This window comes from Solwaraspora sp. WMMA2080 (genome assembly GCF_027497395.1).
In the GTDB taxonomy this organism is placed as follows: domain Bacteria; phylum Actinomycetota; class Actinomycetes; order Mycobacteriales; family Micromonosporaceae; genus Micromonospora_E.
In genome coordinates this window covers 5593629-5619390 of sequence record NZ_CP114910.1, presented here as the reverse complement: position 1 = coordinate 5619390, position 25762 = coordinate 5593629, and the positions used below count along the sequence as shown (strand labels likewise).

21 protein-coding genes and 1 pseudogene are annotated in these 25762 nt (G+C 70.2%); 16 read left to right on the top strand and 6 right to left on the bottom strand.

What is annotated here, in order from left to right; all coding sequences use genetic code 11:
- Nucleotides 1-9 precede the first annotated feature (9 nt).
- Nucleotides 10-1035: a LacI family DNA-binding transcriptional regulator gene (locus O7543_RS25725; RefSeq protein WP_281567277.1), complete on the bottom strand. Its 1026-nt coding sequence runs from the start codon at nt 1033-1035 to the stop codon at nt 10-12.
- 221 nt (nt 1036-1256) lie between these two features.
- On the opposite strand from O7543_RS25725, the gene O7543_RS25720 reads away from it, so the two are divergent.
- Nucleotides 1257-1967 (top strand): aspartate/glutamate racemase family protein, encoded by a 711-nt coding sequence (locus O7543_RS25720; RefSeq protein WP_281551510.1) that lies wholly within the window; start codon nt 1257-1259, stop codon nt 1965-1967.
- A 70-nt stretch (nt 1968-2037) separates the two neighbouring features.
- Here O7543_RS25720 and htpG read toward each other — a convergent pair whose 3' ends face one another.
- The 4 genes from htpG to modA are packed head-to-tail and all read right to left on the bottom strand — an operon-like array spanning nt 2038 to nt 6743.
- A complete protein-coding gene (gene htpG, locus O7543_RS25715; protein ID WP_281567276.1) occupies nt 2038-3990 on the bottom strand; it encodes a molecular chaperone HtpG in 1953 nt (650 codons plus the stop codon).
- Nucleotides 3926-5122: an ABC transporter ATP-binding protein gene (locus O7543_RS25710; protein ID WP_281551511.1), complete on the bottom strand. Its 1197-nt coding sequence runs from the start codon at nt 5120-5122 to the stop codon at nt 3926-3928. The genes htpG and O7543_RS25710 overlap by 65 nt, the downstream gene beginning before the upstream one ends.
- On the bottom strand, nt 5119-5949 hold the full coding sequence (locus tag O7543_RS25705) for an ABC transporter permease (protein ID WP_281551512.1): 831 nt from the start codon (nt 5947-5949) through the stop codon (nt 5119-5121). Before O7543_RS25705 ends, O7543_RS25710 begins: the two co-directional genes overlap by 4 nt.
- Nucleotides 5946-6743, bottom strand: coding sequence for a molybdate ABC transporter substrate-binding protein (gene modA, locus O7543_RS25700; RefSeq protein ID WP_281551513.1), 798 nt, complete (start codon nt 6741-6743; stop codon nt 5946-5948). Before modA ends, O7543_RS25705 begins: the two co-directional genes overlap by 4 nt.
- Nucleotides 6744-7092: 349 nt before the next feature.
- Here modA and O7543_RS25695 point away from each other — a divergent pair, with 349 nt between their 5' ends.
- From O7543_RS25695 to O7543_RS25680, 4 genes are all read left to right on the top strand, one after another.
- Nucleotides 7093-7434 (top strand): hypothetical protein, encoded by a 342-nt coding sequence (locus tag O7543_RS25695; RefSeq protein ID WP_281551514.1) that lies wholly within the window; start codon nt 7093-7095, stop codon nt 7432-7434.
- A complete protein-coding gene (locus tag O7543_RS25690) occupies nt 7431-9611 on the top strand; it encodes a hypothetical protein (protein WP_281551515.1) in 2181 nt (726 codons plus the stop codon). The genes O7543_RS25695 and O7543_RS25690 overlap by 4 nt, the downstream gene beginning before the upstream one ends.
- Nucleotides 9612-9615: 4 nt before the next feature.
- Entirely contained in the window at nt 9616-11508 is a 1893-nt protein-coding gene (locus O7543_RS25685) for an ABC transporter ATP-binding protein (RefSeq protein WP_281551516.1), read from the top strand.
- 108 nt (nt 11509-11616) lie between these two features.
- Nucleotides 11617-12267, top strand: a complete 651-nt coding sequence (locus tag O7543_RS25680; RefSeq protein ID WP_281551517.1) for a hypothetical protein — start codon at nt 11617-11619, stop codon at nt 12265-12267.
- Here O7543_RS25680 and O7543_RS25675 read toward each other — a convergent pair.
- Nucleotides 12245-13051: a bacterial transcriptional activator domain-containing protein gene (locus O7543_RS25675; RefSeq protein ID WP_281551518.1), complete on the bottom strand. Its 807-nt coding sequence runs from the start codon at nt 13049-13051 to the stop codon at nt 12245-12247. The genes O7543_RS25680 and O7543_RS25675 overlap by 23 nt on opposite strands.
- 337 nt (nt 13052-13388) lie before the next feature.
- On the opposite strand from O7543_RS25675, the gene O7543_RS25670 reads away from it, so the two are divergent.
- The 11 genes and pseudogenes from O7543_RS25670 (at nt 13389) to O7543_RS25620 (ending at nt 25743) form a co-directional block, all read left to right on the top strand.
- Complete coding sequence (locus O7543_RS25670; RefSeq protein ID WP_281551519.1) at nt 13389-13724, top strand: TcmI family type II polyketide cyclase; 336 nt, start codon at nt 13389-13391, stop codon at nt 13722-13724.
- Nucleotides 13721-15463, top strand: a complete 1743-nt coding sequence (locus O7543_RS25665; RefSeq protein WP_281551520.1) for an acetyl-CoA carboxylase carboxyltransferase subunit alpha — start codon at nt 13721-13723, stop codon at nt 15461-15463. The genes O7543_RS25670 and O7543_RS25665 overlap by 4 nt, the downstream gene beginning before the upstream one ends.
- Nucleotides 15460-15960, top strand: a complete 501-nt coding sequence (accB, locus tag O7543_RS25660; RefSeq protein WP_281551521.1) for an acetyl-CoA carboxylase biotin carboxyl carrier protein — start codon at nt 15460-15462, stop codon at nt 15958-15960. The genes O7543_RS25665 and accB overlap by 4 nt, the downstream gene beginning before the upstream one ends.
- Before the next feature lie 13 nt (nt 15961-15973).
- Entirely contained in the window at nt 15974-17344 is a 1371-nt protein-coding gene (locus O7543_RS25655; RefSeq protein WP_281551522.1) for an acetyl-CoA carboxylase biotin carboxylase subunit, read from the top strand.
- Nucleotides 17345-17368: 24 nt separating this feature from the next.
- The gene (locus O7543_RS25650; RefSeq protein WP_281551523.1) at nt 17369-18169 is read left to right on the top strand and encodes an SRPBCC family protein; all 801 of its coding nucleotides are present in this window, start codon (nt 17369-17371) and stop codon (nt 18167-18169) included.
- Nucleotides 18166-18537 (top strand): annotated as a pseudogene (locus tag O7543_RS25645) (cupin domain-containing protein); the annotation flags it as partial. The gene O7543_RS25650 and the pseudogene O7543_RS25645, both read left to right, overlap by 4 nt.
- A 119-nt stretch (nt 18538-18656) precedes the next feature.
- On the top strand, nt 18657-19940 hold the full coding sequence (locus O7543_RS25640; protein ID WP_281551524.1) for a beta-ketoacyl-[acyl-carrier-protein] synthase family protein: 1284 nt from the start codon (nt 18657-18659) through the stop codon (nt 19938-19940).
- Nucleotides 19937-21226 carry a beta-ketoacyl synthase N-terminal-like domain-containing protein gene (locus tag O7543_RS25635; RefSeq protein ID WP_281551525.1) on the top strand — a complete coding sequence of 430 codons (1290 nt, stop codon included), beginning with the start codon at nt 19937-19939 and terminating at the stop codon, nt 21224-21226. Before O7543_RS25640 ends, O7543_RS25635 begins: the two co-directional genes overlap by 4 nt.
- A 127-nt stretch (nt 21227-21353) precedes the next feature.
- Nucleotides 21354-21743, top strand: a complete 390-nt coding sequence (locus O7543_RS25630) for a hypothetical protein (protein WP_281551526.1) — start codon at nt 21354-21356, stop codon at nt 21741-21743.
- Nucleotides 21740-24442, top strand: a complete 2703-nt coding sequence (locus tag O7543_RS25625; RefSeq protein ID WP_281551527.1) for an AAA family ATPase — start codon at nt 21740-21742, stop codon at nt 24440-24442. Before O7543_RS25630 ends, O7543_RS25625 begins: the two co-directional genes overlap by 4 nt.
- 338 nt (nt 24443-24780) lie before the next feature.
- Nucleotides 24781-25743 carry a TIGR03557 family F420-dependent LLM class oxidoreductase gene (locus O7543_RS25620; RefSeq protein WP_281551528.1) on the top strand — a complete coding sequence of 321 codons (963 nt, stop codon included), beginning with the start codon at nt 24781-24783 and terminating at the stop codon, nt 25741-25743.
- The last annotated feature ends 19 nt before the right edge of the window (nt 25744-25762 follow it).

Genomic DNA, 25762 nt, shown 5'->3' with positions numbered 1-25762 from the left:
CAATAGCTATCAATCGATGCGTTTCGACGCGTCGGACGGCGGGACGGTCGATGCGCGGACCGCCAGCGTCGGGCGGAACCCGATCTCCCGGTGAGCGTGCCCCGGCCTGGCCTCGTCCAGCAGCAGTTCGGCGGCGGCCCGGCCCAGCCGATACTTCGGCTGGCTGACCGTGGTCAGCGCAGGCGCCAGCCGGCGGGCGAACGGCAGGTCGTCGTAGCCGACGACCGAGATGTCCGCCGGCACCCGGACACCGGCTGCGGCAAACCCGTCCAGCAGGCCCAGCGCCGCCGTGTCGTTGAGACAGACCACCGCGGTCACCGGCGGGGTCGCGGCGAGAATCAGCGCCGACGCCGAGGCGGCGGCTTCGACCAGCGGCGGCGGATGCAGCGGTACGCGGACGTCCAGCAACCCCGTCGCCGGGTCGAGACCGGCGGCGGCCAGCGCCCTGCGTACGCCGTCGCGACGGCGGGCCACCGGCCCGGCGTCCCGGGTTCCGCCGAGGAACGCGATCCTGCGGTGCCCCAGCCCGACCAGATGCTCACCGGCCAGCCGGCCACCGGCGACGTCGTCAACCGCGACCGCGCACAAATCGAGCCCTGCACGCGGATGGTCGATCAGCACGACCGCCATCCCGTGCCGACTCATCCACAGCAGCGACGCCGGGTCCGCACCGACCGGCGCGATGATGACGCCCCGTACGGCCTGGGTCTGCAGCAGTTTCAGCAACTGCCGCTCCTTGGCCGGGCGCAGGTCTGTGCTGCAGGCCAGCACCAGACAGCCGTGCTCGGCGAGCTCGTCCTCGATGCCCCGGTTGACCTCGGCGTAGAACGGGTTGGCCAGGTCAAGGGTGACGCTGGCGACGATCGGGCTGGGCCGGCCGCGCAACTGCCGGGCCGGACCGTTCGGCACATAGCCGACGGACTCGATGACGGCCTCCACCCGGCGGCGGGTCGCTGGCGCGACGATCGACGGTCGGCTCAGCACGTTGGCCGCGGTGGAGACCGATACGCCAGCGGCCCGAGCGACCTCACGCATGCCGATCCGCCGTACCGGTACGTCCCTGGGCACCACGGTCCCCTCCCGCCCGTCGCTGGGTCATCGCAGGTGGCACGCCTGATGTTCGGACAGCTGCCGGTAGTCCGCAAAGTGAGTCCACAATAGTCAATACATGGACGGCCGCGACAGCCGCCGACCGGGTCGATGTCCGCCGACGAATATCCACCCGGTGCCCGGGCACCCGGTGGCACGATGGCAGCATGATGACGATCGGCATGCTCGGCGGCATGAGCTGGGAAAGCAGCGCGCACTACTACCGGCTCGCCAACGAACTGGTCCGCGACCGGCTGGGTGGGCACCATTCGGCACGGTGCGTGCTCTACTCGGTCGACTTCGCCGACGTCGAACGACGGCAGGCGGTCAGTGAGTGGGACGAAGCCGCCGACCTGCTCGCTGACGCGGCCCGGCGGGTCGAAGCGGCCGGTGCCGACCTGCTGCTGCTGTGCACCAACACCATGCACAAGGTCGCCGATCAGGTCGCCGCCGCAATCGACATCCCGTTGCTGCACATCGCCGACGTCACCGCTGACGCGGTCCGCAGCCACGGGCTGCACACGGTCGGTTTGCTCGGCACCGCCTTCACCATGGAGCAGGACTTCCTACGCGAGCGGCTGGCCGGCCATGGCCTGACAGTCCTGGTGCCCGACGCCGCAGACCGCAAGATGGTCCACTCGGTCATCTACGACGAGCTGTGCCTCGGAGTGGTCAGCGAGTCGTCCCGGGCCAGGTACCTGAAGGTGATCGAGCGGCTGATCGCCGCCGGCGCGCAGGGCGTGGTGCTCGGCTGCGCCGAGATCGAGCTGCTGGTCGGTCAAGAGGACACCCCGCTGCTGCTCTTCCCGACCAGCCGGCTGCACGTCGCCGCCGCCGTCGACCAGGCGATCGCCGCCGAAGCAACGGTCACCGCCTGAGCTGTGGCGGGTCCCGCCAGCGGGCGTCCCCCGGCGGGTCGACGCCCGCCGGGGGACCGGAACCGGCGGTTCAGACGGTACGGGCCAGTCGGTCGGCGAGCAGCTTGGCGAACCGGGCCGGGTCGTCCAGCTCACCGCCCTCGGCGAGCAGCGCGGTGCCGTACAGCAGCTCGGCGGTCTCGGCCAGCGCCGGATCGTCGGCGCGGGCACCGTACGCCTCACGCAGCCCGGTGACCAGTGGGTGGGTCGGGTTCAGCTCCAGAATCCGCTTGATCTTCGGCCCGTCCTGGCCCATCGCCCGGTACATCCGTTCCAGCGCCGGGGTCATGTCCGCGGCGTCGCCGACCAGGCAGGCCGGCGAGGTGGTCAGCCGGGTGGAGAGCCGTACCTCCTTGACCTGCTCGTCGAGCGTCTGGCCCAGCCAGGACAGCAGCGGGGCGTACGTTTCCTTCTGCTGTTCCCGCTCCGGGTCGGACTCGGCGGTGTCGTCGTCGCCGGCCAGGTCGACCTGGCCCTTGGCGATCGACCGCAGCTTCTTGCCGTCGTAGTCGGCGACCGACTCGACCCACATCTCGTCGACCGGGTCGGTGAGCAGCAGGACCTCGTACCCCTTGGCCTTGAACGCCTCCATGTGCGGGGAGTTCTCGATCATCGTGCGGGACTCGCCGGTCATGTAGTAGATGTCCTCCTGACCGTCCTTCATCCGCTCGATGTACCCGGCCAGAGTGGTCAGCTGCTCCGGATCGTGGGTCGAGGCGAACGACGAGATGTCCAGGATCGCCCGCTGGTTCTCGTAGTCGTTGAGCAGGCCTTCCTTCACCGCCCGGCCGAGCTGGGTCCAGAACGTGCGGTACCGGTCGGCGTCGTTGTCCATCAACTCCTTGAGCGAGGAGAGCACCTTCTTCACCAGCCGCCGCCGGATCAGCTGGATCTGCCGGTCCTGCTGCAGGATCTCCCGGCTGATGTTCAACGAAAGGTCCTGCGCGTCGACGACACCCTTGATGAACCGCAGGTACTCCGGGATCAGCGCCTCGCAGTCGTCCATGATGAACACGCGCTTGACGTACAGCTGCACGCCGCGCCGCGCGTCCCGCATGAACAGGTCAAACGGCGCCTGCGCCGGCACGAACAGCAACGCCTCGTACTCGAAGGTGCCTTCGGCCTTCATGTGGATGATGTCGAGCGGGTCGTTCCAGTCGTGGCTGACGTGCTTGTAGAACTCCTTGTACTCGTCGTCGGTGACCTCGGAACGGGGCCGCGCCCACAGCGCCTTCATCGAGTTGAGGGTGACCACCTCGCTGGTGGTCTCACCGTCGGATTCACCGGGACGCTCGGTGGTGGTGCGGATCGGCCAGGCGATGAAGTCCGAGTACCGCTTGACGATCTCCCGGATCTTCCACTCTTCGGTGTAGTCGTGCAGTTGGTCGTCCTTGTCCTCGGGCTTGAGGTGCAGGGTGACCGTGGTGCCCTGGGGCGCCTCGTCGAGCGTCTCGATGGTGTAGGTGCCCTCGCCGGACGACTCCCAGCGGGTCGCCTCGGTCTCCCCGGCCCGCCGGGTGGTCAGGACGACCCGGTCGGCGACCATGAAGGTGGCGTAGAAGCCGACGCCGAACTGCCCGATCAGCTCCTGCGCGGCGGCTTCCTTGGATTCCTTCATCTTGCGCAGCAGCTCGGCGGTGCCGGACTTGGCGATGGTGCCGATCAGGCTGACCACCTCGTCCCGCGACATGCCGATGCCGTTGTCCCGCACAGTGAGGGTGCGCTGTTCGCGGTCGGCCTCGACCTCGATGTGCAGGTCCGACGTGTCGACGTCGAGATCCTTGTCGACCAGCGCCTGCAAGCGCAGTTTGTCCAGCGCGTCGGAGGCGTTCGAGATCAACTCGCGCAGGAAGATGTCCTTGTTCGAGTAGATTGAATGGACCATCAGCTGCAAGAGCTGGCGCGCCTCGGCCTGGAACTCACGCGTCTCGACCCCGGTGCTCACCTGGATTCCCTCCTGGAGACGAATTGCCGTCGGAAGCATGGCTTCCACCGAGAATCGTACGGTCCGGGTCTGCCGGATACCCGGCCACCTCGGTCGCCTTGAGCGTCGCCCACACCCGCTCGCCGCGACGCAGGTCGAGGTGCGCGGCCGCCGCCGCGGTGACGTCCGCTCCGACCGGTAACGGCCCGGCCAACTCGACCCGCAGCCGGTCGCCGTTGCGGGCGACACTGCTGACGGTGGCCGGCCACGAGTTGCGCGGGCTGCCGTCCGGACGCTGCCGGTAGAGCGCCACCGCCGACGGTGGGAACGCCACGAACACGTCGCCGCGCTGTGGCTCGGCGGCGACCAGCCGGAAGCCGCCGGGCAGCGTGACGCTGCTCCCGTCCCCGCTGCCCCGGTAGAGGTTGAGCCCGACCAGCCGGGCCACGTAGTCACTGCGCGGGCGGGCGGTGACGGTGGCCGCGTCACCCGACTGCACCAGCCGGCCGTTCTCGACGATCACCAGCCGGTCGGCGAGCATCATCGCGTCCAACGGGTCGTGGCTGACCAGCACGGCGACGCCGGTGTGCGCGGCGAGGTGCTGCCGCAGGTGGGCGCGGGTCTCCGCGCGGGTCCGGGCGTCGAGCGCGGCGAGCGGCTCGTCGAGCAGCAGCAGTTGCGGGCGTACGGCGAGCGCCCGGGCCAACGCGACCCGCTGCGCCTGCCCGCCGGACAGTTCCCGGGGCCGGCGGCGGGCGTGCCCGGTCAGCCCGACCCGGTCCAGCCAGCCAGCCGCCGTGTCGCGCGCGACGCGACGCGGCACGCCGTGGCTACGCGGCCCGAACGCCACGTTGTCCAGCGCGGTCAGGTGCGGAAACAGCAGATAGTCTTGGAAGACCACGCCGATCGGCCGGTGCTCCGGTGCCACCAGCAACCCCGCGTCCGGCTGGTCCAGCGTCCGGTCGCCGAGGCGCAGGTGGCCGGCGTGCAGCGGCTGCAGTCCGGCGAGGGCCCGCAGCGCCGTGGTCTTGCCGGCGCCGTTGGGCCCGAGCAGCGCGACCACTTCCCCGGGGACGACGGTCAGCCGCAGGTCGAGGGTGAACCCGGTGCGGCGGACCACCAGATGTGCGTCGAGCGCCGCCGCCGGCCCCGGGTCGGGGACGGGGTCGTCGGCCCGTCGCCGCGTGGTCACCGCAGACCACCGACCCAGCGCTCCCGCAGCCCGGCGAGAATCACCACTGACACGGTCAGCAGCAGCAGGCTCAGCACGATCGCGGCGTCGAAGTCCTGCTCCAGGGCGAGGTAGACGGCGAGCGGCATGGTCTGCGTACGGCCGGGGAAGTTGCCGGCGAAGGTGATGGTGGCACCGAACTCGCCGAGCGCCCGCGCCCAGCACAGCACCGAACCGGCGGCGATCCCGGGGCCGACCATCGGCAGGGTGACTCGGCGGAACGTGGTCCACCGGCTGGCCCCGAGGGTGGCGGCGGCCTCCTCGTACCGGGGGTCGGCACCGCGCAGCGCGCCCTCGACCGCGATGATCAGGAACGGCATGGCGACGAACGCTTCGGCGAGCACGACGGCGGTGGTGGTGAACGGCAGGGTCACCCCGAACGCGCTGTCCAGCCAGCCGCCGACCAGGCCGCGCCGGCCGTAGACGAGCAGCAGCGCGACGCCGCCGACCACCGGCGGCAGCACCAGCGGCACGGTGACCAGGGCGCGGATCAGGCCCCGGCCGGGAAACCGGGTGCGGGCCAGCAACCAGGCCAGCGGTACGCCGAGCAGCAGGCAGAGCACGGTGGCGGCAGTGGCGGTCAGCAGGGACAGCCGCAGCGCGTCGAGGACGCCGGGCGCGGTGAGCCGGGCCGGCAGCTGCGCCCACGGGGTACGCAGCAGCAGGCCGGCCAGCGGCAGCGTCAGGAAGGCCAGTCCGGCCAGGGCGGGCAGGGCGAGGAAGACCGGCGGCCGCCGGTCGGTGCGGCGACGTCGCCGGCTGACGGCGGGCGGCGCGGGCGTGGTCACGGACGCTGGAAGCCGGCGTCGGTCAGGTCGGCCTGGCCGGCGGCGGAGCGGACGTACCCGACGAAGGCCTCCCCGGCCTGCGGGTTGGTGGCAGCAGCCAGGGTGACGATCGGGTATTCGTTGATCGCCTGGCCGGACTCGGCGAACTCGACGGCGTCGACCTCGTCGGCGGCGGCGGCCGCGTCAGTGCGGTAGACGACGGCGGCGTCCACCTCGCCGAGGCGGACCTTGGACAGCGCGGCGCGGACGTCCCGTTCGAAGGTTACCGGGACGAGGTCGCTGCCGGCGGCGTCGAGCGCGGTACGGGCGGCCGCCCCGCATGGCACCTGCTCAGCGCAGAGGGCGACCTTGACGCCGGACCTGGTGAGGTCGGCCAGCCCGGTGACGCCGGCCGGGTTGCCGTCCGGCACCGCGATGACCAGCTGGTTGCGGGCGAAGACGGCCGGTTCGCTGGCTGCCTCGCCTGCGGAGACGACCGTTGCCATGGTGGCCGGGCTGGCGGCGGCGAACACGTCGGCGGGTGCCCCGGCGGTGATCTGCTGGGCTAGCTGGGAGCTGCCGGCGAAGCTGAAGGTGACGGACACACCGGGGTTGGCCGCCTCGAAGTCGGCCCCGATTCGGGTGAACGCGTCGGTCAGCGAGGCGGCGGCCAGCACGGTGAGTGGGCCGGTGACGCCGGCTACGGCGTCGTCCCGGCTGTCGCCGGGCGCCGCCGCAGGGCCGGTGGCGCAGCCGGCGGCCAGCAGCGCGGTGGCGAGAACGGTGCCGTACGTCCGCCGGTGAGTCGTCGTCACGCGGACCAGCGTATATACCGCAGAAGCGAGGCCGGATACCGTCGCCAGGCAGCTGGCAGGTGCGATGACCTCGGTCCGACCGGTCCCACGCTGGCGAGTGCCCCGCCAGGTGTCGACGGCCGCCGCTCGGCGAATTCTGGCCGGACGTCGCCGATTTCCACCGATCCGGCGTCGTGAGCGATACAACCAGCCGGCCGTGTTGCCAATATCTGACACCGGCCTGACGTCGTCGCTGATTGTCGCTGCTCGAACTCCGGAGGTATAAACGATTCGCCGCGCCGCACACTGGCGGAGAGCCATGTCGTCGCGCCATTGCCCGCAACCTGACAGATCCTGATCTGGAGATCAGATGGCCAACTTCAATGCTCGACGTGACATCAAGATCAACGAGCAGATCATCTTCGAGCAGTCAGGCGGTACGGAGGATCTCGGCGGCGTCGTGGCGTTACAGGAGGCGTTGGAGCGACTGGGCGAGATGCTCGCCAACGCTCGGTCCCGAGGCGAACTGGCCGAGGCAGATTACGCTGCGGCGCAGCGCGAGTTGATCTGCGCACAGCAACAACTTCCTGCTGATGATCGGGAAGAGCAGCGTGCGCTGCAGGCCGCGCTGACCCGGATCGGGAAGATTCTTCCCGGTACGCTGGCGATCAGCGCGAACGTGGCGACGATCCTGGGTTCCTTCGGGGCATGAGCATGCCGACCGGGGCCTTCAGTCAACCCGTGCAGCAGCCACGGCAGCCGACCGACCGGAACCTGTACGCCGCTCGTGACATTAACATCGGCAAACAGGTCCTGATTGAGAACAAGACATATCAGGTCAACCCGCAGGCCTCTTTCGAGGAGCGGCTCGCGGCCGCCGAGCGGATGCTCCGAGGCGGTGTAGTCACTTCCGCCCGCGAACTGCTCCGAGATCTGATCACCTCGCCGCAGTCGTCCAACAAGGTGGTCTACTACTACCTCGTCGCGGTGCTGAGCGGCCGAACGGTGGACCACCTGTCTGATGATGAGTTCCGTACGATCAACGGACAGGCTCAGCTCACCAAAGACCGACCTCGCGACGAGTGGACCGAAGCACTGGAAACCGTCGAGATGATGGTCGCAAACTCAACTCAGCAGGCAGCCGACGAGTCCCAGATCAGCATACACCGCATCCTGGACCGCTTTCAGAAGCTTGACAGTAAACGACGAGAGGAAATAATCCGGCACCTGGACATGATTCTGTCCGGGCAGCTCCAGGATCTGCTGGATGCCAAGCTGGCTGGCGAGATAAGCACCCAAAGGATGGGAGACGGCCGCCGCGACCGGGTCTGGATGTTCTTTGAGCCGATCCCGCTGGCCCCGCAGCCGATGCCGGTCGCCCCGGAAAAGAGCAGACTCGACGCCTGGATCCGGCTTGGGCTGGGCCTCGCCGCCGTCGGCGGCGGCGTAGCCCTCGCCCTCCTGACCGCCGGAAGGCAGAGTCTCGGCGGCAGCGCCCTGGTCACGCTTCTTTGGCTTGCCGGCGGCGCGGGCATCGCGTTGTTTGGTCCCCGGCACGACTGGATGCGCCGCCGCCTCGCCCGCAGCGAACGAGAGTTTAGCTCGTACGCCGACACGCTACCGGCCGGCTGGTCCGCGCCACAGCCGTTCAGCTCCGTTCTCGAACGCCTCGTCAGCGACAGTTTCGCAAGCTTCCGCCCCCGAGAACGACTGTCCGACGTGCAGTGGGCCGGGCTAACTGTCGGCATCCGCGCCACCCTTCGTCGCGATCTCACGCTGTTGTACGGCTACCCCGACGCGGACGTGGCAAGGATCCGGTGGCTGGTGCGGTGGTACGCATGGCGCGCCGCCGACCAGTGGCGGCGTGGCAAACTGGCGGAGTTCCGCGAACGGCTACGTGTTCCCTTTTCAGTGCGTGTCGGTGTTTCCTCGGGATGGACAGCCTTCCACATCGCCACCGTTACCGCCGTGATTCTCGGAATGTTCGCCATGCCGTGGCACGCACTGCTCGCAGCGATGCTGCTCGTCACGGGTGAGTGGGTATCGTGGAAGGCGCTGCTGACCCTGCAGTCGGAGCGGATCCGCTACGCGGAGGAGAGCCGGGAGTCCACTGCCCGACTGGCTGCCGAGCGGACCGAGTTCGGCCGATGGTCGCAGGTGCTCGCCGACCGGCCGTCCGACGAGGAGATGGCCCGCTGGCTCGACTATGACAAGGTCTTCATCCGAATGGAGGTGATGCGCGACTACGGGTTGTCGAACCGCGACGTCATCACGCATGTGCTGATGACCCAGGAGGCACCGGACGCATTGCGCGCCCGGGTACTGCACGGGCCACCTCGTTACTCGAAGTACGAGATGATCCTCTTTCTATTGAGTCAACGCGGCGTCCGCCAGGTCGCCATGTCTATGGATTTCGCCACCGGAACGCTGAGCAACGAAAGCCGACAGACGTTCCGGTACGACATGATTGAGTCGGTACGGGTAGATGAATTCGGCCTCCGACTTTCCGACGGACAACGCAAGCTTCTCTCACCTCAGGAGGCAGGCGCATTTGGGCCGCACGTGAACAAACTCGTAACCCGCCAAGCATTTAACCTCAACCTCGCGGGGGGCCGCGAAATCAACGTACTGGTCGAGAACTTCGAGAAGGGTTTCCTGGGACCGGAGGAGAACCTTGCACGGCTGCGGCAGCTGGCGCTCAGTTCCTCCGGCATCAGCTCCGCGATCCGAATCCTGGAGTCGGTTTCCGCAGACGGACGGGACTGGATCACCGACGAGCAGCGGAGGCTGCGGCGGAGGCTCCAGCTCGATAGCAGCGGCGACACGGCGAAGGCCCTCCCGCCGTCCTCTGACGGCGACGACCGTGACGGCGGCCCGTGGTCCACTTGATGGTGTGACCGTCACGCAGACCGCCGAACCCCCCGTCGCCGACCGCCGGTTGCCCCGGCTCCGCCTGCTCTGGTCGTTCGCCCGGCCGCACCGCCGCGCGCTGGGCCTCGGCCTGTGCCTCGCCCTGGTCGGCTCCGCCGCCGGCCTCGCTACGCCCATGGTCACCAAATGGGTGCTGGACACCCTGACCGGGGCGGCGTCGCTGCGCGGCCCGGTGCTCGCGCTGCTCGGTCTGCTCGTCCTGGGTGTCGTGATCTGGCTGTGGCAGTGGATCCTGCTCGGCACCGTCGGTGAACGGGTGATCCTCGACGCCCGCCAGTCGATGGTGCGCCGACTGTTCCGGGCCACCGTGCCGGCCGTCACCGCCCGGCCCACCGGCGAGTTCGTCACCCGGGTCACCTCGGACACGGTGCTGCTGCGCGAAGCCGCCTCGTCGAGCGTGATCGGCCTGATCAACGGCTCGGTGAGGATGGTCGGCACTCTGGTGCTGATGGCAGTGCTCGACCTGGTGCTGCTCGGCGCCACCGTCGCCTCGGTGGCCGGGATGACCGTCCTGTTCAGCCTGTTGCTGCCGGGCATCGCCAAGGCACGCGAACGCGCCCAGGAGCACGTCGGCAAGTTGGGTGCGGCGCTGGAGGGCACGTTACGGGCGATCCGCACGGTCAAGGTGAGCCGGGCCGAGCAGCGCCAGTCGGAGCGGATCGTCGGCGAGGCCCGCGAGTCGGCCCGGCAGAGCATCGCGGCCATCCGCCGCGAAGCCCTCGCCTGGACAGTCGCCTGGGCCGGCATCCAGTTGGCAATCATCACGATCCTCGGTCTCGGCGCCTGGCGGGTCGGCACCGGCGCGCTGCCGGTCTCCAGCCTGATCGCGTTCCTGCTGTACGCGTTCGGGCTGATGGAGCCGGTCACCACGCTGAGCCGGCACCTCACCGCGCTGCAGTCCGGGATCGCCGCGGCCGGTCGAATCCGGCAGGTCGAGGCGATGCCGGCCGAGGCCGACCCGGCCGTTACCCCGGCACCGGGGACAAGCCCGCAGCCGGCTGCCCGCCGGGCGGGTCGGGCGACCGACGACACCGACCGGCCGGTACTGGAACTGCGGCAGGTCACCGCCGGCTACGGACCCGACCTACCGGCCGCGGTACGCGACATCGATCTCGCCGTGCCACGCCGTGGGCACCTGGCCATCGTCGGCCCCTCCGGCGCCGGCAAGACCACCCTTTTCTCGCTGATCCTGCGGTTTCTCGCACCGCAGCAGGGCGAGCTGCTGCTCGACGGTCGACCGTACCCGTCGCTGGGCCACGAGCAGGTCCGGAGCCGGTTGGCGTACGTCGAGCAGGACACCCCGGTGATCCCCGGCACCATCCGGGAAAACCTGCTGTTCACCCATCCGGACGCCACCGACGGGGAGATCCACCGCGCGCTGCACGCGGTCCGGCTGACCGAGAAGATCGACTCGCTCGGCGACGGGCTGGACACCCTGCTCACTCCGTCGTCGATGTCCGGCGGGCAGCGGCAGCGGATCGCGCTGGCCCGGGCGATCCTGCGGCGGCCGGACGTCCTGCTGCTCGACGAGGCGACGGCCCAGGTCGACGGACTCACCGAGGCGGCCATCCACGACTGCATCCGGGAGCAGGCCGGCAACGGCGCGGTGGTCACCATCGCGCACCGGCTCTCCACCGTCATCGACGCCGACACCATCGTGGTGATGGACAGCGGGCGGATCCGGGCGTACGGCGACCACGAGACGCTGTCGGCCACCGACGAGCTGTACCGCGACCTGGTGGAGGCGCTGCGGATCGCCCAGGCCGGCGGAGCGGCGAACGGTGACCGCGTCGGCGGGTCTGCGGACGGTGACCGCGCCGGCACCGGGGAGCTGGTGCCGAGCGACGTGGGCTGACCCGACGCCGAAAGCGACCGACGACGCCGGCGGGGGGGCACGGCGGGCTGCTCCGTTTCATGCGCACCGCCGGGGGTACCTCGTCGGCCGGGAACGGAGGTTGCCACGATGGCGGATCGGCAGGTACGCGCGGTCGACGCGCTGCTCGACCGGCAGGGCCGGACGTTCAGCGTCGAGGCGGGTATCGCCCTGGCCGACCGGCCGGCCCCGCTGTACCAGCTGCTGGTGCTGGCCACCCTGCTCAGCGCCCGGATCTCGGCCGGGGTCGCGGTCGCCGGCGCTCGGGAACTGTTCGCGGCCGGCTACCGCACACCGGCGGCGATGTGCGCGGCCGGTTGGCAGGACCGCGTCGACGCGCTCGGCCGGGGCCACTACCGGCGGTACGACGAACGGACCGCCACGATGCTCGGCGACGGAGCCGAACTGTGCCACCAGCGGTGGGGCGGTGACCTGCGGCGGCTGCACGCTGAGGGCGGTGACGATCCGGCCGTGCTGCGCCGGTTGCTGACCATGTTCCCCGGCATCGGCCCGACCGGAGCGGACATTTTCCTGCGCGAGGCGCAGGCGGTCTGGCCCGGACTACGTCCGTACCTGGACAAGCGGGTGGTGACCGGGGCCCGCAAGCTGGATCTACCGACCTCACCGCGGCGGCTGGCCGCCCTGGTGGGTGAGCGCGACCTGCCCCGGTTCGCCGCTGCCCTGGTCCGGGTCTCGCTCGGCGGTGACGCCGGACGGGTCAGCGGGCCGGGCGAGGGCTGACCGGGCCGGACGCCGACTCACCCGGCCGACGCCGGTCGAGTGTGCGCCGGGCCGGCGCGTCCCGGATCGGGGTGAGGATGTCGCCGATCAGCGCGGCCATCGCCGGGGACGGTTCCAGCTGCAGCTCCCGCAGGGCCAGATCGCGGTACGCGTAGAAGGCGTGCAGCGCCTCGTAGGCGTTGCCCTCGGCGAGATGGATCTGCACGATCAGCCGGTGTGGGGTCTCCCGCAACGGTTCGGCACCGACCGCTTCCAGTGCGGCCTGCAGCGCCTCGTCGTGCCGACCGGCGTCCAGATGGGAGCGGGCGATGTGCTCGAGCAGGTGCAGCCGCAGCTGCCGCAGCCGTTCCCGTTCCAGCAGCACCCAGTCGTCGTACCAGCCGGGCAGCAGGTCGTGCCGGGCGGCGGTGAGCACCGCGTCGGCCAGTCGCGGATCCCCACCGTCGCGCACCCGCGCGGCGGTCCGGACCAGGTCGTCGACGTCGACCTGGACCCGATGGTCGAGCCGGACGGTGTCGCCGGCGGTCCGCAGCGGGCAGTTCGGCTCCTGACGCAGCCGCCACAGTGCGGTACGCAGCGAGGACAGTGCGCGGTCCTCGGCGGCTTCCGGCCAGAGCAGACCGGCCAGGTGGGCACGGGTGGCGCCGGGTCGCAGCCCGATCACCGCGACGATCCGCTGCAGTCCACGGGGGATCAACACGGTCTCGTGCTGGTGGAGCAGACGGAAGCCGCCGAGCAGCAGCAGCCGGACTGATGCCCCCGCGTTGCCTGCCTCTGACGTCACGGCCGAACCTCCTGCACACGTCAGTCACCGGTCGCCGCCCTTGCATCACGTCATCGCGTCACGAAGATTATCAATCATGGTTACTCTCAGTCAACATTCAGTCGACTACCCGATTCGCTTGACCCACCGACCCCATCCCATCTGACCTGGCATTTTGCAACCCCGATGGCAGCTGGAGCGATACCGACGCACATCGAGAGCGATCACGCACTGTACTCACAGGCCGTGACCTCGGCGTCACCAGTGAACGGTGCCCCGGACGGCACGGACAACGCGCCGGTGACGCCGACGGCGGCAAGGTTGGCCAGGACCGGGCCCGACACCGCTGGGAGGAACCATGGATCGCTCGCTGATCATCGCCAAGGTGGTCCCCGACGCGGAGCAGCAGGTCGCGGAGATCTTCGCCGAATCGGACCTGACCGACCTGCCCCACCTGGCCGGGGTACGGCACCGGTCGCTCTACCGGCTGCACGACCTGTACGTGCATCTGATCGAGACCGCCGAGACCGGACCGGACGCGGTGGCCGCCGCCCGGCGACACCCGGAGTTCGACGAGGTCAGCCGCCGACTCGCCAGCTACATCAGCCCGTACCTGGCGACCTGGCGGTCACCTCGGGACGCGATGGCGCACCGGTTCTACCACTGGGACGCACCCACCGGTCGGCCCCGATGACCGCCGTCGCGGCCCTGGGCCGCAACCGCTGGCTGCGCTGCCACGCCTGCCGCGCACTGGTCTACCGGCGACGGATGCGCCGCAACCTGGAGGTCTGCCCCGAGTGTGGAGACCACCAGCGGTTGACCGCGGCGGAACGGATCGGACAACTGGTCGACCCGGACAGCTTCACCAGGCTCGCCGACCGCGCCGCCGAGGTGGACCCGTTGGGGTTCGTCGACTCGATGCCGTACCGGCGACGGCTGGCCGAGGCGCGGGCGGCGACCGGCATGGCGGAGGCGGTGTTGTGCGGCACCGCCCGGATCGGCGGGCATCGGGCCGTCCTGGCGGTGATGGACTTCCGGTTCCTCGGTGGCAGCCTCGGCTGCGCCACCGGCGAGTTGATCACCCGCGCCGCCGAGGAGGCACTCGCCGCCCGGGATCCGCTGGTGCTGGTCACCGCCTCCGGCGGGGCGCGAATGCAGGAAGGCGTCCTGGCGCTGATGCAGATGGCGACGGTCAGCTGCGCGATCGCCGAACTGCGCGCCGCCGGACTGCTCACCGTCAGCGTCGTCACCGATCCGACGTACGGCGGCGTCGCCGCCTCGTTCGCCACCAACACCGACCTGGTGATCGCCGAACGCGGCGCCCGGATGGGGTTCGCCGGCCCCCGGGTGATCCGGGAGACGATCCGCCAGGCGTTGCCCCCCGGTTTCCAGACCGCGGAGTTCCTGCTCCGGCACGGCCAGGTCGACATGGTCGTCGAACGCCACGACCTACGCCCCCGGCTGCGCGCCCTGCTCGCGCTGGCCGCGGGTGGCCGGGCCGGAGCAGGTCCGCTGGCCGAACCGACGGTGCCGGGATCCGGGCCGATTCCGCGCCCCAGGCCGACGCACCGGGCCGACGCGACGCCGACCGCCTGGCAGTCGGTGCGTACCGCCCGGGACCTGGCCCGGCCGACCACTCTGGACTATCTGCGGACGGCGTTCGACGGCTTCGTCGAGTTGCACGGCGACCGGCTCGGTGCGGACTGCCCGGCGATCGTCGCCGGACTGGCCCGGCTCGGTGACCAGCCGGTCGCCGTCATCGGGCAGCAGAAGGGCCACGACCCCCGGGAGATGCTGGCCCGCAACTTCGGCATGGCCAGCCCGGCCGGCTACCGCAAGGCGTTGCGGGTGATGGGGCTCGCCGCCCGGCTCGGACTACCGGTGGTCACCCTGATCGACACCCCGGGCGCACATCCGGGGGTCGACGCGGAGGAACAGGGCCAGGCCGCCGCGATCGCCACCTGCCTGCGCACCCTGGCCCGGCTGCCCACCCCGGTGGTCGCCGTCGTCACCGGCGAGGGCGGCAGCGGCGGAGCGCTCGCGCTGGCCGTCGCCGACCGGGTGCTGATGCTGCAGAACGCCGTCTACTCGGTGATCAGTCCCGAGGGTTGCGCCGCGATCCTGTTCCACGACCGGGCCGCCGCACCCCGGGCCGCCGCCGCGCTCCAGCTCACCGCGCCCGACCTGGTACGCCTCGGCGTCGCCGACGGCATCGTCGGCGAACCACCGGGCGGCGCGCAGCGGGATCCGGCCGGCGCCGCCGACCGGGTACGGGCGGCGCTGACCGCCGCGCTGTCCGACCTGCTCGCCGTGCCCACCACCGACCTGCTGCGTCGACGTTCCCGCCGGTTCCGCCGGTACGGGGCAGGCACCGTCGATGCCGCCGTACCGCAGCCCGACACCGACCGGACGATCCAGGTGATGCCGCGATGACCACTGCCGCCGCCAACGGAACACCGGCCGGGCCGGAGCCGGCCGGCCAGCTGCGCCGGCTCGCCGAGCAGACCCGGACGCTGGTCGGTGAACTCACCGGTCCGCTGCGCCGGGTCCAGGTCCGGCACGGCGACACGGTGATCGAGATCGAGTGGCACGACCGGACGACGTCGGTCGCGGCCACGCCGTCGCCCCCGGCCGACGCGTCGGCGACCGGACCGACCGCACCGGCGGCGGACCAGGCCGCGCCAGCGGCCGGGCACCGGATCGGATCACCGATCGTCGGCACGTTCTACCGGGCCGCGGAGCCCGGCGGAACGCCGTTCGTCGAGGTCGGCGACTCGATCGAGCCGGGTCAGGTGATCGGGATCGTCGAGGCGATGAAGCTGATGAACGAGATCACCACCGACCGGCCAGGTGTGGTCGTGGAGATCCTGGCCGGCGACGGCGATCCGGTCGAGTTCGACCAGCCGCTGATCACCGTGGCACCGGGCTGAGGAGGCGGTGACCGTGTTCGAGAAGATCCTGATCGCCAACCGGGGAGAGATCGCGCTGCGGGTCGCCCGGGCCTGCCGGGAACTTGGCGTACGGACCGTCGCGGTGCACTCCACCGCGGACCGCGACTCGGCGGTGGTCCGGTTCGCCGACGAGGCGGTACAGATCGGCCCGCCGCCGAGCCGGGCCAGCTACCTCAACGCGGCGGCGATCGTCGAAGCGGCCCGGCGCACCGGTGCCCAGGCCGTCCACCCCGGATACGGCTTCCTCTCCGAGGACGTCGACTTCGCCGAAATCTGCGCGGAGAACAGCCTGGTCTTCATCGGGCCGCCGCCGCAGGTCATGCAGGCCCTCGGGGACAAAGCCAAGGCCCGGGACGTGTTCGGGGCGGCCGGCCTGCCGCTGCCGCCGGGCAGCCGGGAGCCGGTGCCCAGCAGTGCCCACGCCGCCGCAGTCGCCGCCGAAACCGGCTATCCGGTCATCATCAAGGCGGCGGCCGGCGGCGGTGGGCGGGGAATGACAGTGGTCACCGACGAAGCGGACCTGGCACCGGCGTACCACCGGACCCGGCAGACCGCCCGGGCGGTCTTCGGCGACGACCGGGTCTACCTGGAACGGTTCCTCACCCAGGCCCGGCACGTCGAGGTGCAGGTGCTCTGCGACGGCCACGGCAACGGGGTGCACCTGGGCACCCGGGACTGCTCGGTGCAGCGGCGGCATCAGAAGCTGATCGAGGAGGGTCCGGCACCGACGCTGCCGGCAGCAATGCTCGACGAGATGGCCGCAGCGGCGCTGCGCGGCGCGCTCGCGGTCGGCTACGTCGGCGCCGGCACCTTCGAGTTCCTGGTCGACGAGCACGACCAGTTCCACTTCATCGAGATGAACTGCCGGATCCAGGTGGAGCACCCGGTCACCGAAATGATCACCGGGGTGGACCTGGTGCAGGAACAGATCCACATCGCCTGCGGTACGCCGCTGCGGCTGCGCCAGCCGGACATCCGGCCCCGGGGCGTCGCGGTCGAATGCCGGGTCAACGCCGAGGACCCGCAGCGCGGGTTCACCCCGACCCCCGGCCGGCTGGACCGCTTCGAGATCCCCGGCGGCCCGTTCACCCGGGTCGACACCCACGGTCACACCGGGTACGTCGTCGGACCGCACTACGACCCGCTGCTGGCCAAGGTGGTGGTCTGGGCACCGGACCGGGAACTGGCGCTCAACCGGATGGAACGCGCGCTGAGCGAGTTCGAGGTACGCGGGCCCGGCGTCCACACCACCATCCCGTTCCTGCGCCGGGTGCTGGACGACGCCATGTTCCGCAAAGGACGGCTCTCGACCGGCCTGGTCGGCCGGCTGCTCGACGAGCCGTCGCAGATCCGTACGGCCTGACCACACACGCCCGAGGAGGAGCGGATGAGTATCACCGATGATCAGCAGAAGGTCACCGCCGCGGACATCACCGCGATCCTGGTACGCAACTGCGGGCTCGACCCGTCCGGTGCCGCCGACGCCCCGGCATCATCCCTGGCCGAACTCGGCCTGGACTCGCTGGCATTGCTGGAACTTCAGGCCGTGGTGGCCGACCGGTACCAGGTGCGGATCCCGCCAGACAGCGCGGACCTGACCATCGTCGAGATCGCCGAGCTGGTTGCCAGCGAACTCACCGGCGACGACGACGCCGGAGCTGCCTTGGACACCGGCCCGGCCACAACGGCCGCGGCGGACGCCACCGGACAGCCCCCCGGACACACCGAGAACAGCGTGGTGATCGCCGCCCCGTTGGACCTCGTCTGGGCGGTCACCAACGACGTCGACCGGTGGCCCGACCTGTTCACCGAGTACGCGTCGGTGCAGATCGTGCACCGGCACGGGGACACCGTGCGGTTCCGGCTGACCATGCACCCGGACGAGAACGGAACGGTCTGGAGCTGGGTCAGCGAACGCACCGCCGACCGGAGCCGCCGCCGGGTGCTGGCCCACCGGGTGGAGACCGGACCGTTCGAGTACATGCGGATTCGCTGGGACTACGCCGAGGTCCTGGGCGGCACCCGGATGACCTGGGTGCAGGACTTCGCAATGCGACCGGCCGCGCCGCTCGACAACGCCGGCATGACCGAACGGATCAACACCAACAGCCGGATCCAGCTGGACATCATCCGCGACCGGATCGAAACCCTGGCCCGCACCGCAGACCCCGTCGGAGGCACCCCATGAACGATCCACGGCTCGTCGCCGCCCGCGACCTCGCCGCCGACCGGCGACGCGGCGGCGAACTCCGGGTCCTGCTCGGCCCACGCACGGTCGGCAGCACCTCCGGCTTCCTCGGCCTGGCGGTGCTGCGCCCCGGCGAACGCATCGCCGAGCACTACCACCCCTACAGCGAGGAATTCCTCTACGTCGCGCGCGGTGAGATCGTCGTCGACCTGGACGACCTGCCGGTGGCGGTGCACCGCGCCGAAGGGCTGTTCGTGCCGATGAACACCCGGCACCGGCTGCGCAACGTCAGCAAGGCACCGGCCGAAGTGGTCTTCCACCTCAGCCCGCTGGCGCCGCGCCCCGAACTCGGCCACGTCGACACCGAAGGACCGGCGGTGCTCGGTCCCGGTCCGGACGCCGCCGCCGGCCCGGGTCCGAACGGTGCCAGGCCCGGCCGCCGGCCGGTGCCGCGCACCCGGACCACCACACCCAACGGACACCGGCCGTGACCGCGGCCGGGTCGCCCCGGCGTACCGTCGTCACCGGGGTCGGGGTGGTCGCCCCCGGCGGCACCACCCGGGAGGCGTTCTGGGCGACGATCACCGCCGGGCGTACCGCGACCCGCCGGATCACCGTCTTCGACCCGTCCCCGTTCCGGTCCCAGATCGCCGCCGAATGCGACTTCGACCCGGCGGACGCCGGGCTCGGCCCGCGCGAGCGGCGACGGGCCGACCGGTACGTCCAGTTCGCCCTCGCCTGCTCGATCGAGGCGGTCGCCGACGCCGGGCTGAGCCTCGACGACGCCGGCCGGCAGCGGGCCGGGGTGGCGCTCGGCTCGGCGGTCGGCGGCACTGTGGCATTGGAACAGGAGTACGTGGTGGCCAGTGACGCGGGCAGCCACTGGCTGGTCGACCCGGACTGCACCATGCCGTACCTCTATCAGGCGCTGGTGCCCAGCAGCCTGGCCGCCGACGTGGCCTGCCGGCACGGGCTGCACGGGCCGGCGCAGGTGATCTCCACCGGCTGCACCTCCGGCATCGACGCGATCGGCTACGCCCACCAGTTGATCGTCGACGGGGACGCGGACGTGATGCTCGCCGGCGCCGCCGACTCGCCGATCTCCCCGGTCACCGTCGCGTCGTTCGACGCGATCGGGGCGACCAGCCCGGACAACGACGACCCGGCGCACGCCAGCCGGCCGTTCGACAACGACCGGCACGGATTCGTACTCGCCGAAGGGGCCGCCGTGCTGATGCTGGAGGAGCTGGACCACGCGCGGCGGCGCGGCGCGCGGATCTACTGCGAGATCGGCGGATACGCCACCCGCAGCAACGGCTACCACATGACCGGGCTGCGCCCGGACGGCGCGGAGATGGCACTGGCCATCGTGGACGCAATGAACCAGGCCCGGCTCAACCCGGACGACGTGTCGTACGTCAGCGCACACGGCTCCGGCACCCGGCAGAACGACCGGCACGAGACAGCCGCGTTCAAACGGGCGCTCGGGGACGCGGCGTACCGGGTGCCGGTCAGTTCGATCAAGTCGATGATCGGGCATTCGCTCGGCGCGATCGGCTCGATCGAGATGGCGGCCTGCGCGCTGGCCATGGCACACGGGGTGGTCCCGCCGACCGCGAACTGGCGCACCCGCGACCCGGAATGCGACCTGGACTACGTCCCGAACACCGCCCGTGAGCTACCGGTCGACGTCGCGTTGTCGGTCGGCAGCGGATTCGGCGGATTCCAGTCGGCGATGGTCTTCGCCCGACCGGACAGGACAGTACGGTGAGCGCCGACGGCCCCCCGGCCGCGCTGCCCGGTCAGCGGGCCGCTGCACCCGGGCGGCGGGCGGTGGTCACCGGGATCGGCGTGGTGGCGCCGACCGGACTCGGTGCCGACGCGCACTGGAAGGCGACCCTGGCCGGGCAGGTCCGCACCGGGCGGATCACCCTGTTCGACCCGGCGCCGTACCCGGTCACCCTGGCCGGCGAGGTGGCCGACTTCGACGCCCTGCAGTGGACCGACAACCGGCGGGCGGTGCAGACCGACCGGTGGACCCATCTCGGTTTCGCCGGCACCCGGCTGGCGCTGGCTGACGCCGGGCTGCCGGACACCGCCGACGACCCCGACCGGTACGCGGTGGCGCTGGCCAGCTCGTCCGGGGGCAACCTGTTCGGCCAGCGGGAGCTGCAGCGGCTGTGGAGCCGGCCCGGCCGTACCGTCGGGGCGTACCAGTCGATTGCCTGGTTCTACGCCGCCAGTGTCGGCCAGCTCTCCATCGCCCACCAGTTCAAGGGCGCCTGCGGGGTGCTGGTCGCCGAGGCGGCCGGTGGGCTGGACAGCCTGGCGCACGCCGCCCGGACCATCCGCCGGGGCGCCGACGTGGTGCTGGCCGGTGCCACCGAATGCGCGCTGAGCCCGTACGCGCTGGCCTGCCAGCTGCGGAGCGGGCTGCTCAGCACCGGCACCGACCCGGAGTCGGCGTACCTGCCGTTCGACGTCGACGCCGCCGGCTACCTGCCGGGTGAGGGCGGCGCGGTGCTGGTCGTCGAGGAGCTGGGGCACGCGTTGGCCCGGGGCGCCCCGGTGATCTACGGCGAGGTCGCCGGCTGGGGTGCCAGCCACGACGCCCGGCACACCGACCGGCGCACCGGCGGGGACGCCGACCAGTACGCCCGGGCGATGCGCCGGGCGCTGGCGACCGCCGGGGTGGCTCCGGCGCAGGTGGACGTCTGTCTGCCGGACGCGCTCGGCGTACCGCGTTTCGACCGGGCCGAGGCGCGGGCGGTGCGGGCGGTCTTCGGCCCGGCGGCGCCGCCGGTGACCACGCCGAAGCCGTTGACCGGGCGGGCACACCAGGGCAGTGCGGCGCTGGATGTGGCGACGGCGCTGTTGGCGCTGCGGCACCGGCTGCTGCCGCCGACCGCCGCGCCGCGCCGCCCGGCCCCCGGTTGCGACCTGGACTTCGTCCGTACGCCACGGGAGTGCGCGGGGCACGCCGCGCTGGTCGCCGCCCGTGGCTTCGACGGCTTCAACAGCGCCCTGCTGCTGCGCCGCGACCCGGACTGGGAATGATCAACTATTACCCGTGCGGCCCGCTCCCGACCGCCCTAGGAACCGTCACGGCGAACCGTCGGCCGGCAAGCGCCTCGGGGATCAGTAGTATCACTCGGTGCCCCTTCATGTCACCCATCGTGATCTTGTGAAGAGCTTCGTTCGGCTGCTCGAGTCCGCAGAGGTCACCGCCGGCCAGGTCTCGAATCTGCTCCAGTTCTATGCCGTGGAATGTGGACTCAAGGCCGCAGCGCTGCGGCGGAGGAACCTACAGCGGACCGATCAGTTGCCCTCGGACCTGCTCAGCCATGACCTGCGGCGGCTCGCCAAAGAGCTCCGGCTCACGCCAGCCGCGTACCAGCGGCTCGTGGACTGCAAGCGCGTCGCCGTAGCGAACGCGCCCGCCCCGCCCGTTGCGGTAGCACAGCTGCATGAGGCATGGCGATACGGCGCGGGCCTGGATGCCGGTGGCGAGCGGAGCTGTGTGGCAGGCTTGGTATCCCTTGGCCAGTGGTGTCGGAAGGAGCTGGGCCGGTGAACGAGCGTTTGGACGTTTCTGGTCCCTCGCATCCTGACCACCTGTTCACCTGGCTCGATGTCAACCTGTACTTCGCCGCGCTGGCCCGACAAGGCCGGTGGCCGGGATGGCTGCGGGAGATCGACGCCTACTGGGACGGAGTGCGGGTCTCCGTCGCCCCGCTGACGCCGCCCGACGATGTCTGGCATTGGCTGCGCGAAGTGCTCGGACCACTTACCGTCGAACCCGCTCGCGGGTGCCTGCTACTCGATGACGCTGGCGAGGAGCGACCGCTCGCGGTGAGTATCGATCAGGACGACCCGCCCGCGCCTGGCGATCGGCGTCCGCGCTGGACGGATCGGCGGGTGGTCGCGGAGCTGGCGAACCCGCTGCCCGTTCCGACAACGCCATTGCCGCACGACATCCCGATCGTGGCCTTTCATTCATTCAAGGGCGGCGTCGGTCGAACTTTGCACTGTGTGGCGGCGGCTCAGAAACTTGCCTCAAGCGGGCAACGGGTACTGCTGATTGATGCCGATCTCGAAGCACCGGGTATAACCTGGATGATTGCCGAGTCGATTCGCATCGACTTTGCCTACGAAGATTTCCTCGCCCTCGTGCAAGGTTCGGTTGATTCATCATTCACGGAGGCAATCAGCCTCGGCCGGAAGTTCTTGGTGAACCAGGAAATCGACGGCGTGGTGGTGATGCCGGCCCGCCGAGATCACAGCCGGATATCACCACCGCAGATTGAGCCGGTCGACCTGTTGACCCCCGATCGCAGTCCTTACGTTCTTTCGAATGCACTTGCTCGACTCGGCCACGCGCTCGGTGCCGACGTCATCATGGTCGATCTGAGAGCCGGCGTGAGCGAACTGAGCGCACCCCTCCTACTGGATCCGCGGGTATTCAGGGTGTTCGTCACGACCATCAGCGACCAGTCGGTCAAGGGTACCGAACGAGTTCTCGCCGAGCTGGCGCAACGCGCACCTGCCCGCATGGAGAACGACCCCGACTGCGCACTTCTACTCACGCAGTTCAGCGGGCAGGACCATGGCGATCGGCTGGCAGAGGTAGCCGCCGACCTGCGGCGCGCCGCCTACGCCGTATCGTCAACGAGCCAAGCAGCTTCCACGGTTGACGCCGACATAGCGATTCCTTCAATGACAAGCGAGTTCAATCCGATACTGCTAAATCTTCCAGCCTCGTGGGAAGCCGTCACCGGACTGGCCGAACGCGCCAGACTCGCACAGCCGCTGACCCCATTGATCGATTCGTTGCCCCGCTTGAACCCCGGTGCGCCTGTGCCAGCAGAACCTGAGCCCGCCGATCTCGACGCGATCAGGTCGAGACTCGCGGCGGTCGCGGGAAACTTGGTCTTCGCAGAGACTTCTCCAGAGGTTGACTTCCTAGTCACCGACGCACTACGCAACCTCGCCGAAGCACACCGGACCGAGCCACCAATCGAAATCGTCGTCGGCGGAAAAGGTGCCGGGAAGACCTTCACGTACCTCCAGCTGTGCCGGAGGACGACATGGGCTGATTTTGCGGCTGCAGCCGGAGTCGACGATGCGACCCTGCGAATCCCAACAATCCCTGTCCTGGCGTCAACAAATTTGGGCGATCAATCGGCCACAGCGATCAACGAGAGACGCATCGCGGAAGCCAACAGGCTTACCGGCGGCGTAGCGGCCGGATCGCAGGCGGTCCGCGAAATCGTCGAGGACGCCCTGTCCGGCGAGCTGACATCGGGAGGTTGGCGGCGAGTATGGCTCACCTGCTTTGCCCGCGCAATCGGCCTGGACACCACCCCCGAACAGGTCGAGGAATCATTGGCCTCCTTTGCCCGCTCCAATTCAGTGATCTTCGTCATCGACGGGCTTGAGGACCTGTTCCCGGAGTTCGTCGAGGACAGCCGTCAACAGCGAGCCCTGCGCGCCCTGCTAGTCGACTGTCCGGAGTGGCTCCGCACCTTGCGGGGACGCCCACTGGGAATGGTGACCTTCGTCCGACGGGACCTCGTACAAAAGGCCATCCACCAGAACGTGGCACAGTTCGAGAAAAGATATGAGAAGTATGCACTGCGCTGGAACAGAGAGGAGGCGCTCAGACTGGCGGCATGGGTATGTCAGAGGGCCGGCGCGCTCACCGCATCCGCAGACAGCGTCCGCACCGCCACCGCCGATCAACTCTCCGACCAGATGAGCACTGTATGGGGCGACAAGATGGGGACTCCGAAATCAAAGGAAGCTCGATCAGATGTGTGGTTCTTCGCGGCACTTTCTGACTTCCGCCAACAGATCCAGGCCCGCGACATCGTCTCCTTCCTATCCGAGGCGGCCACCGCATCGACGGGCACCGACCGATGGTCGGATCGAATACTGACACCGGTCGCGATGCGTAGCGCACTACCTCGATGCAGTAGCCAGAAGATCGAAGCCATCAGTCTCGAAAACAGGCCGGTCGGTGCACTTTTGGACCGTCTCAGGTCGCTCGACGCCGATCGCCGCAAGCTCCCCTTCACCCTGGAATCTGTCGGTCTCACCGCAGAGCAGGCACAACTACTCGACGCAAACGGCGTGGTCTTCCGCGAGGCGGACCACTACTGGATTCCAGAGATCTTTCGCCATGGCCTTGGCTTCGACGTCGCGGGCGGCCGCCGCCCACGCGTCATCGCGGTGGCAAACCTGGTCCGCAGGCGCAACGACATCTTGGGGTAGACCGGTCCGGCCCGCCACTGCTCAGCCTCAGGCATCGACTGCCTCCCCACGCGCGCCCCCACCCCCGTGCTGAAGGGTGGGCACTGGCCCGCATCCCGGTGACAGCCGCCGTACTGCGCGGCCTGCCGGCGTCGGCCGCGCAGCCTGCCGGACGTCGCCGGCTTCCTGGTGCTGTCGGTGCTCACTCCCAACGTGCACGGACCATCGGTCTACTGCAGCTTGGATGGAAACTGCGGATCGACCGTGAACGCGAATAGATCCGTCGGGCAGGGGTAGGGCAACCCTGGACGGCGCCACGGACAACTGGACGTGACGCGGACGACCACCGGGGAGGCGACATGCGGATCGGCTACAAGCTGGCCACCGAGGCGTTCGGACCGGCCGACCTGATCGCTCAGGCTGTCCGGGCCGAGCAGGCCGGGTTCGACTTCGTCGAGATGAGCGACCACTTCCACCCGTGGCTGGACTCCCAGGGCCATTCGCCGTTCACCTGGAGTGTGCTCGGTGCGATCGCCGCCCGTACCGACCGGATCGGGCTGGCCACCGGCGTGACCTGCCCGAGCCTGCGCTACCACCCGGCGATCGTCGCCCAGGCCGCGGCGACCGTGGCGCTGCTGTCCGACGGCCGGTTCACCCTCGGCGTGGGTGCCGGCGAACGGCTCAACGAGCACGTCACCGGGGAACCGTTCCCGAGTGTGCACGGGCGGCACGAGCGGCTCCGCGAGGCGCTGGAGATCATCCGGCTGCTCTGGTCCGGCGGCTACCACTCGTACCAGGGGAAGCACCTGCAGCTCGACGACGCGCGAGTGTTCGACCTGCCGCCGACCCCGCCGGTGATCGCGGTGGCCGCCAGCGGCTCGGAGTCCGCCCGGCTGGCCGCCGAGCTCGGCGACGGACTGTTCGCCACCGAGCCGAAGGGCTCGATCGTCGAGCACTACCGGCGGTCCGGCGGCGCCGGGCCACGCTACGCCGAGGTGCCGATGGCCTGGGCGGTTGACGAGGAGCAGGCGGTCAAAGCGGCCTGGGAGTCCAGCCGTTGGGCGCTGACCGGCTGGAAGGTGATGAGCGAGTTGCCCAACCCGGTGAACTTCGAGGCGGCCTCGGCGATGGTCGACGCCGACGACATCGCCGCACATTTCAGCGTAGGGCCGGACCCGGCGGTGCACCTCGAGGCGGTCAAACCGTACGTCGATGCCGGTTTCGACCACATCGTGCTGCAGAACGCCGGGCCCGACCCGGACGGTTTCCTGGACTTCTTCGAGCGAGAGCTGGCCGACCGGCTGCGGGGGCTCGACCGGTGACGGCGGCCGGCTCAGGCGT

Coding starts and splice junctions, on each gene's coding strand:
- O7543_RS25725 (WP_281567277.1), bottom strand. CDS start 1,035: ATGCGTGAGGTCGCTCGGGCCGCTGGCGTATCGGTCTCCACCGCGGCC.
- O7543_RS25720 (WP_281551510.1), top strand. CDS start 1,257: ATGATGACGATCGGCATGCTCGGCGGCATGAGCTGGGAAAGCAGCGCG.
- htpG (WP_281567276.1), bottom strand. CDS start 3,990: ATGCTTCCGACGGCAATTCGTCTCCAGGAGGGAATCCAGGTGAGCACC.
- O7543_RS25695 (WP_281551514.1), top strand. CDS start 7,093: ATGGCCAACTTCAATGCTCGACGTGACATCAAGATCAACGAGCAGATC.
- O7543_RS25690 (WP_281551515.1), top strand. CDS start 7,431: ATGAGCATGCCGACCGGGGCCTTCAGTCAACCCGTGCAGCAGCCACGG.
- O7543_RS25680 (WP_281551517.1), top strand. CDS start 11,617: ATGGCGGATCGGCAGGTACGCGCGGTCGACGCGCTGCTCGACCGGCAG.
- O7543_RS25670 (WP_281551519.1), top strand. CDS start 13,389: ATGGATCGCTCGCTGATCATCGCCAAGGTGGTCCCCGACGCGGAGCAG.
- O7543_RS25665 (WP_281551520.1), top strand. CDS start 13,721: ATGACCGCCGTCGCGGCCCTGGGCCGCAACCGCTGGCTGCGCTGCCAC.
- accB (WP_281551521.1), top strand. CDS start 15,460: ATGACCACTGCCGCCGCCAACGGAACACCGGCCGGGCCGGAGCCGGCC.
- O7543_RS25650 (WP_281551523.1), top strand. CDS start 17,369: ATGAGTATCACCGATGATCAGCAGAAGGTCACCGCCGCGGACATCACC.
- O7543_RS25620 (WP_281551528.1), top strand. CDS start 24,781: ATGCGGATCGGCTACAAGCTGGCCACCGAGGCGTTCGGACCGGCCGAC.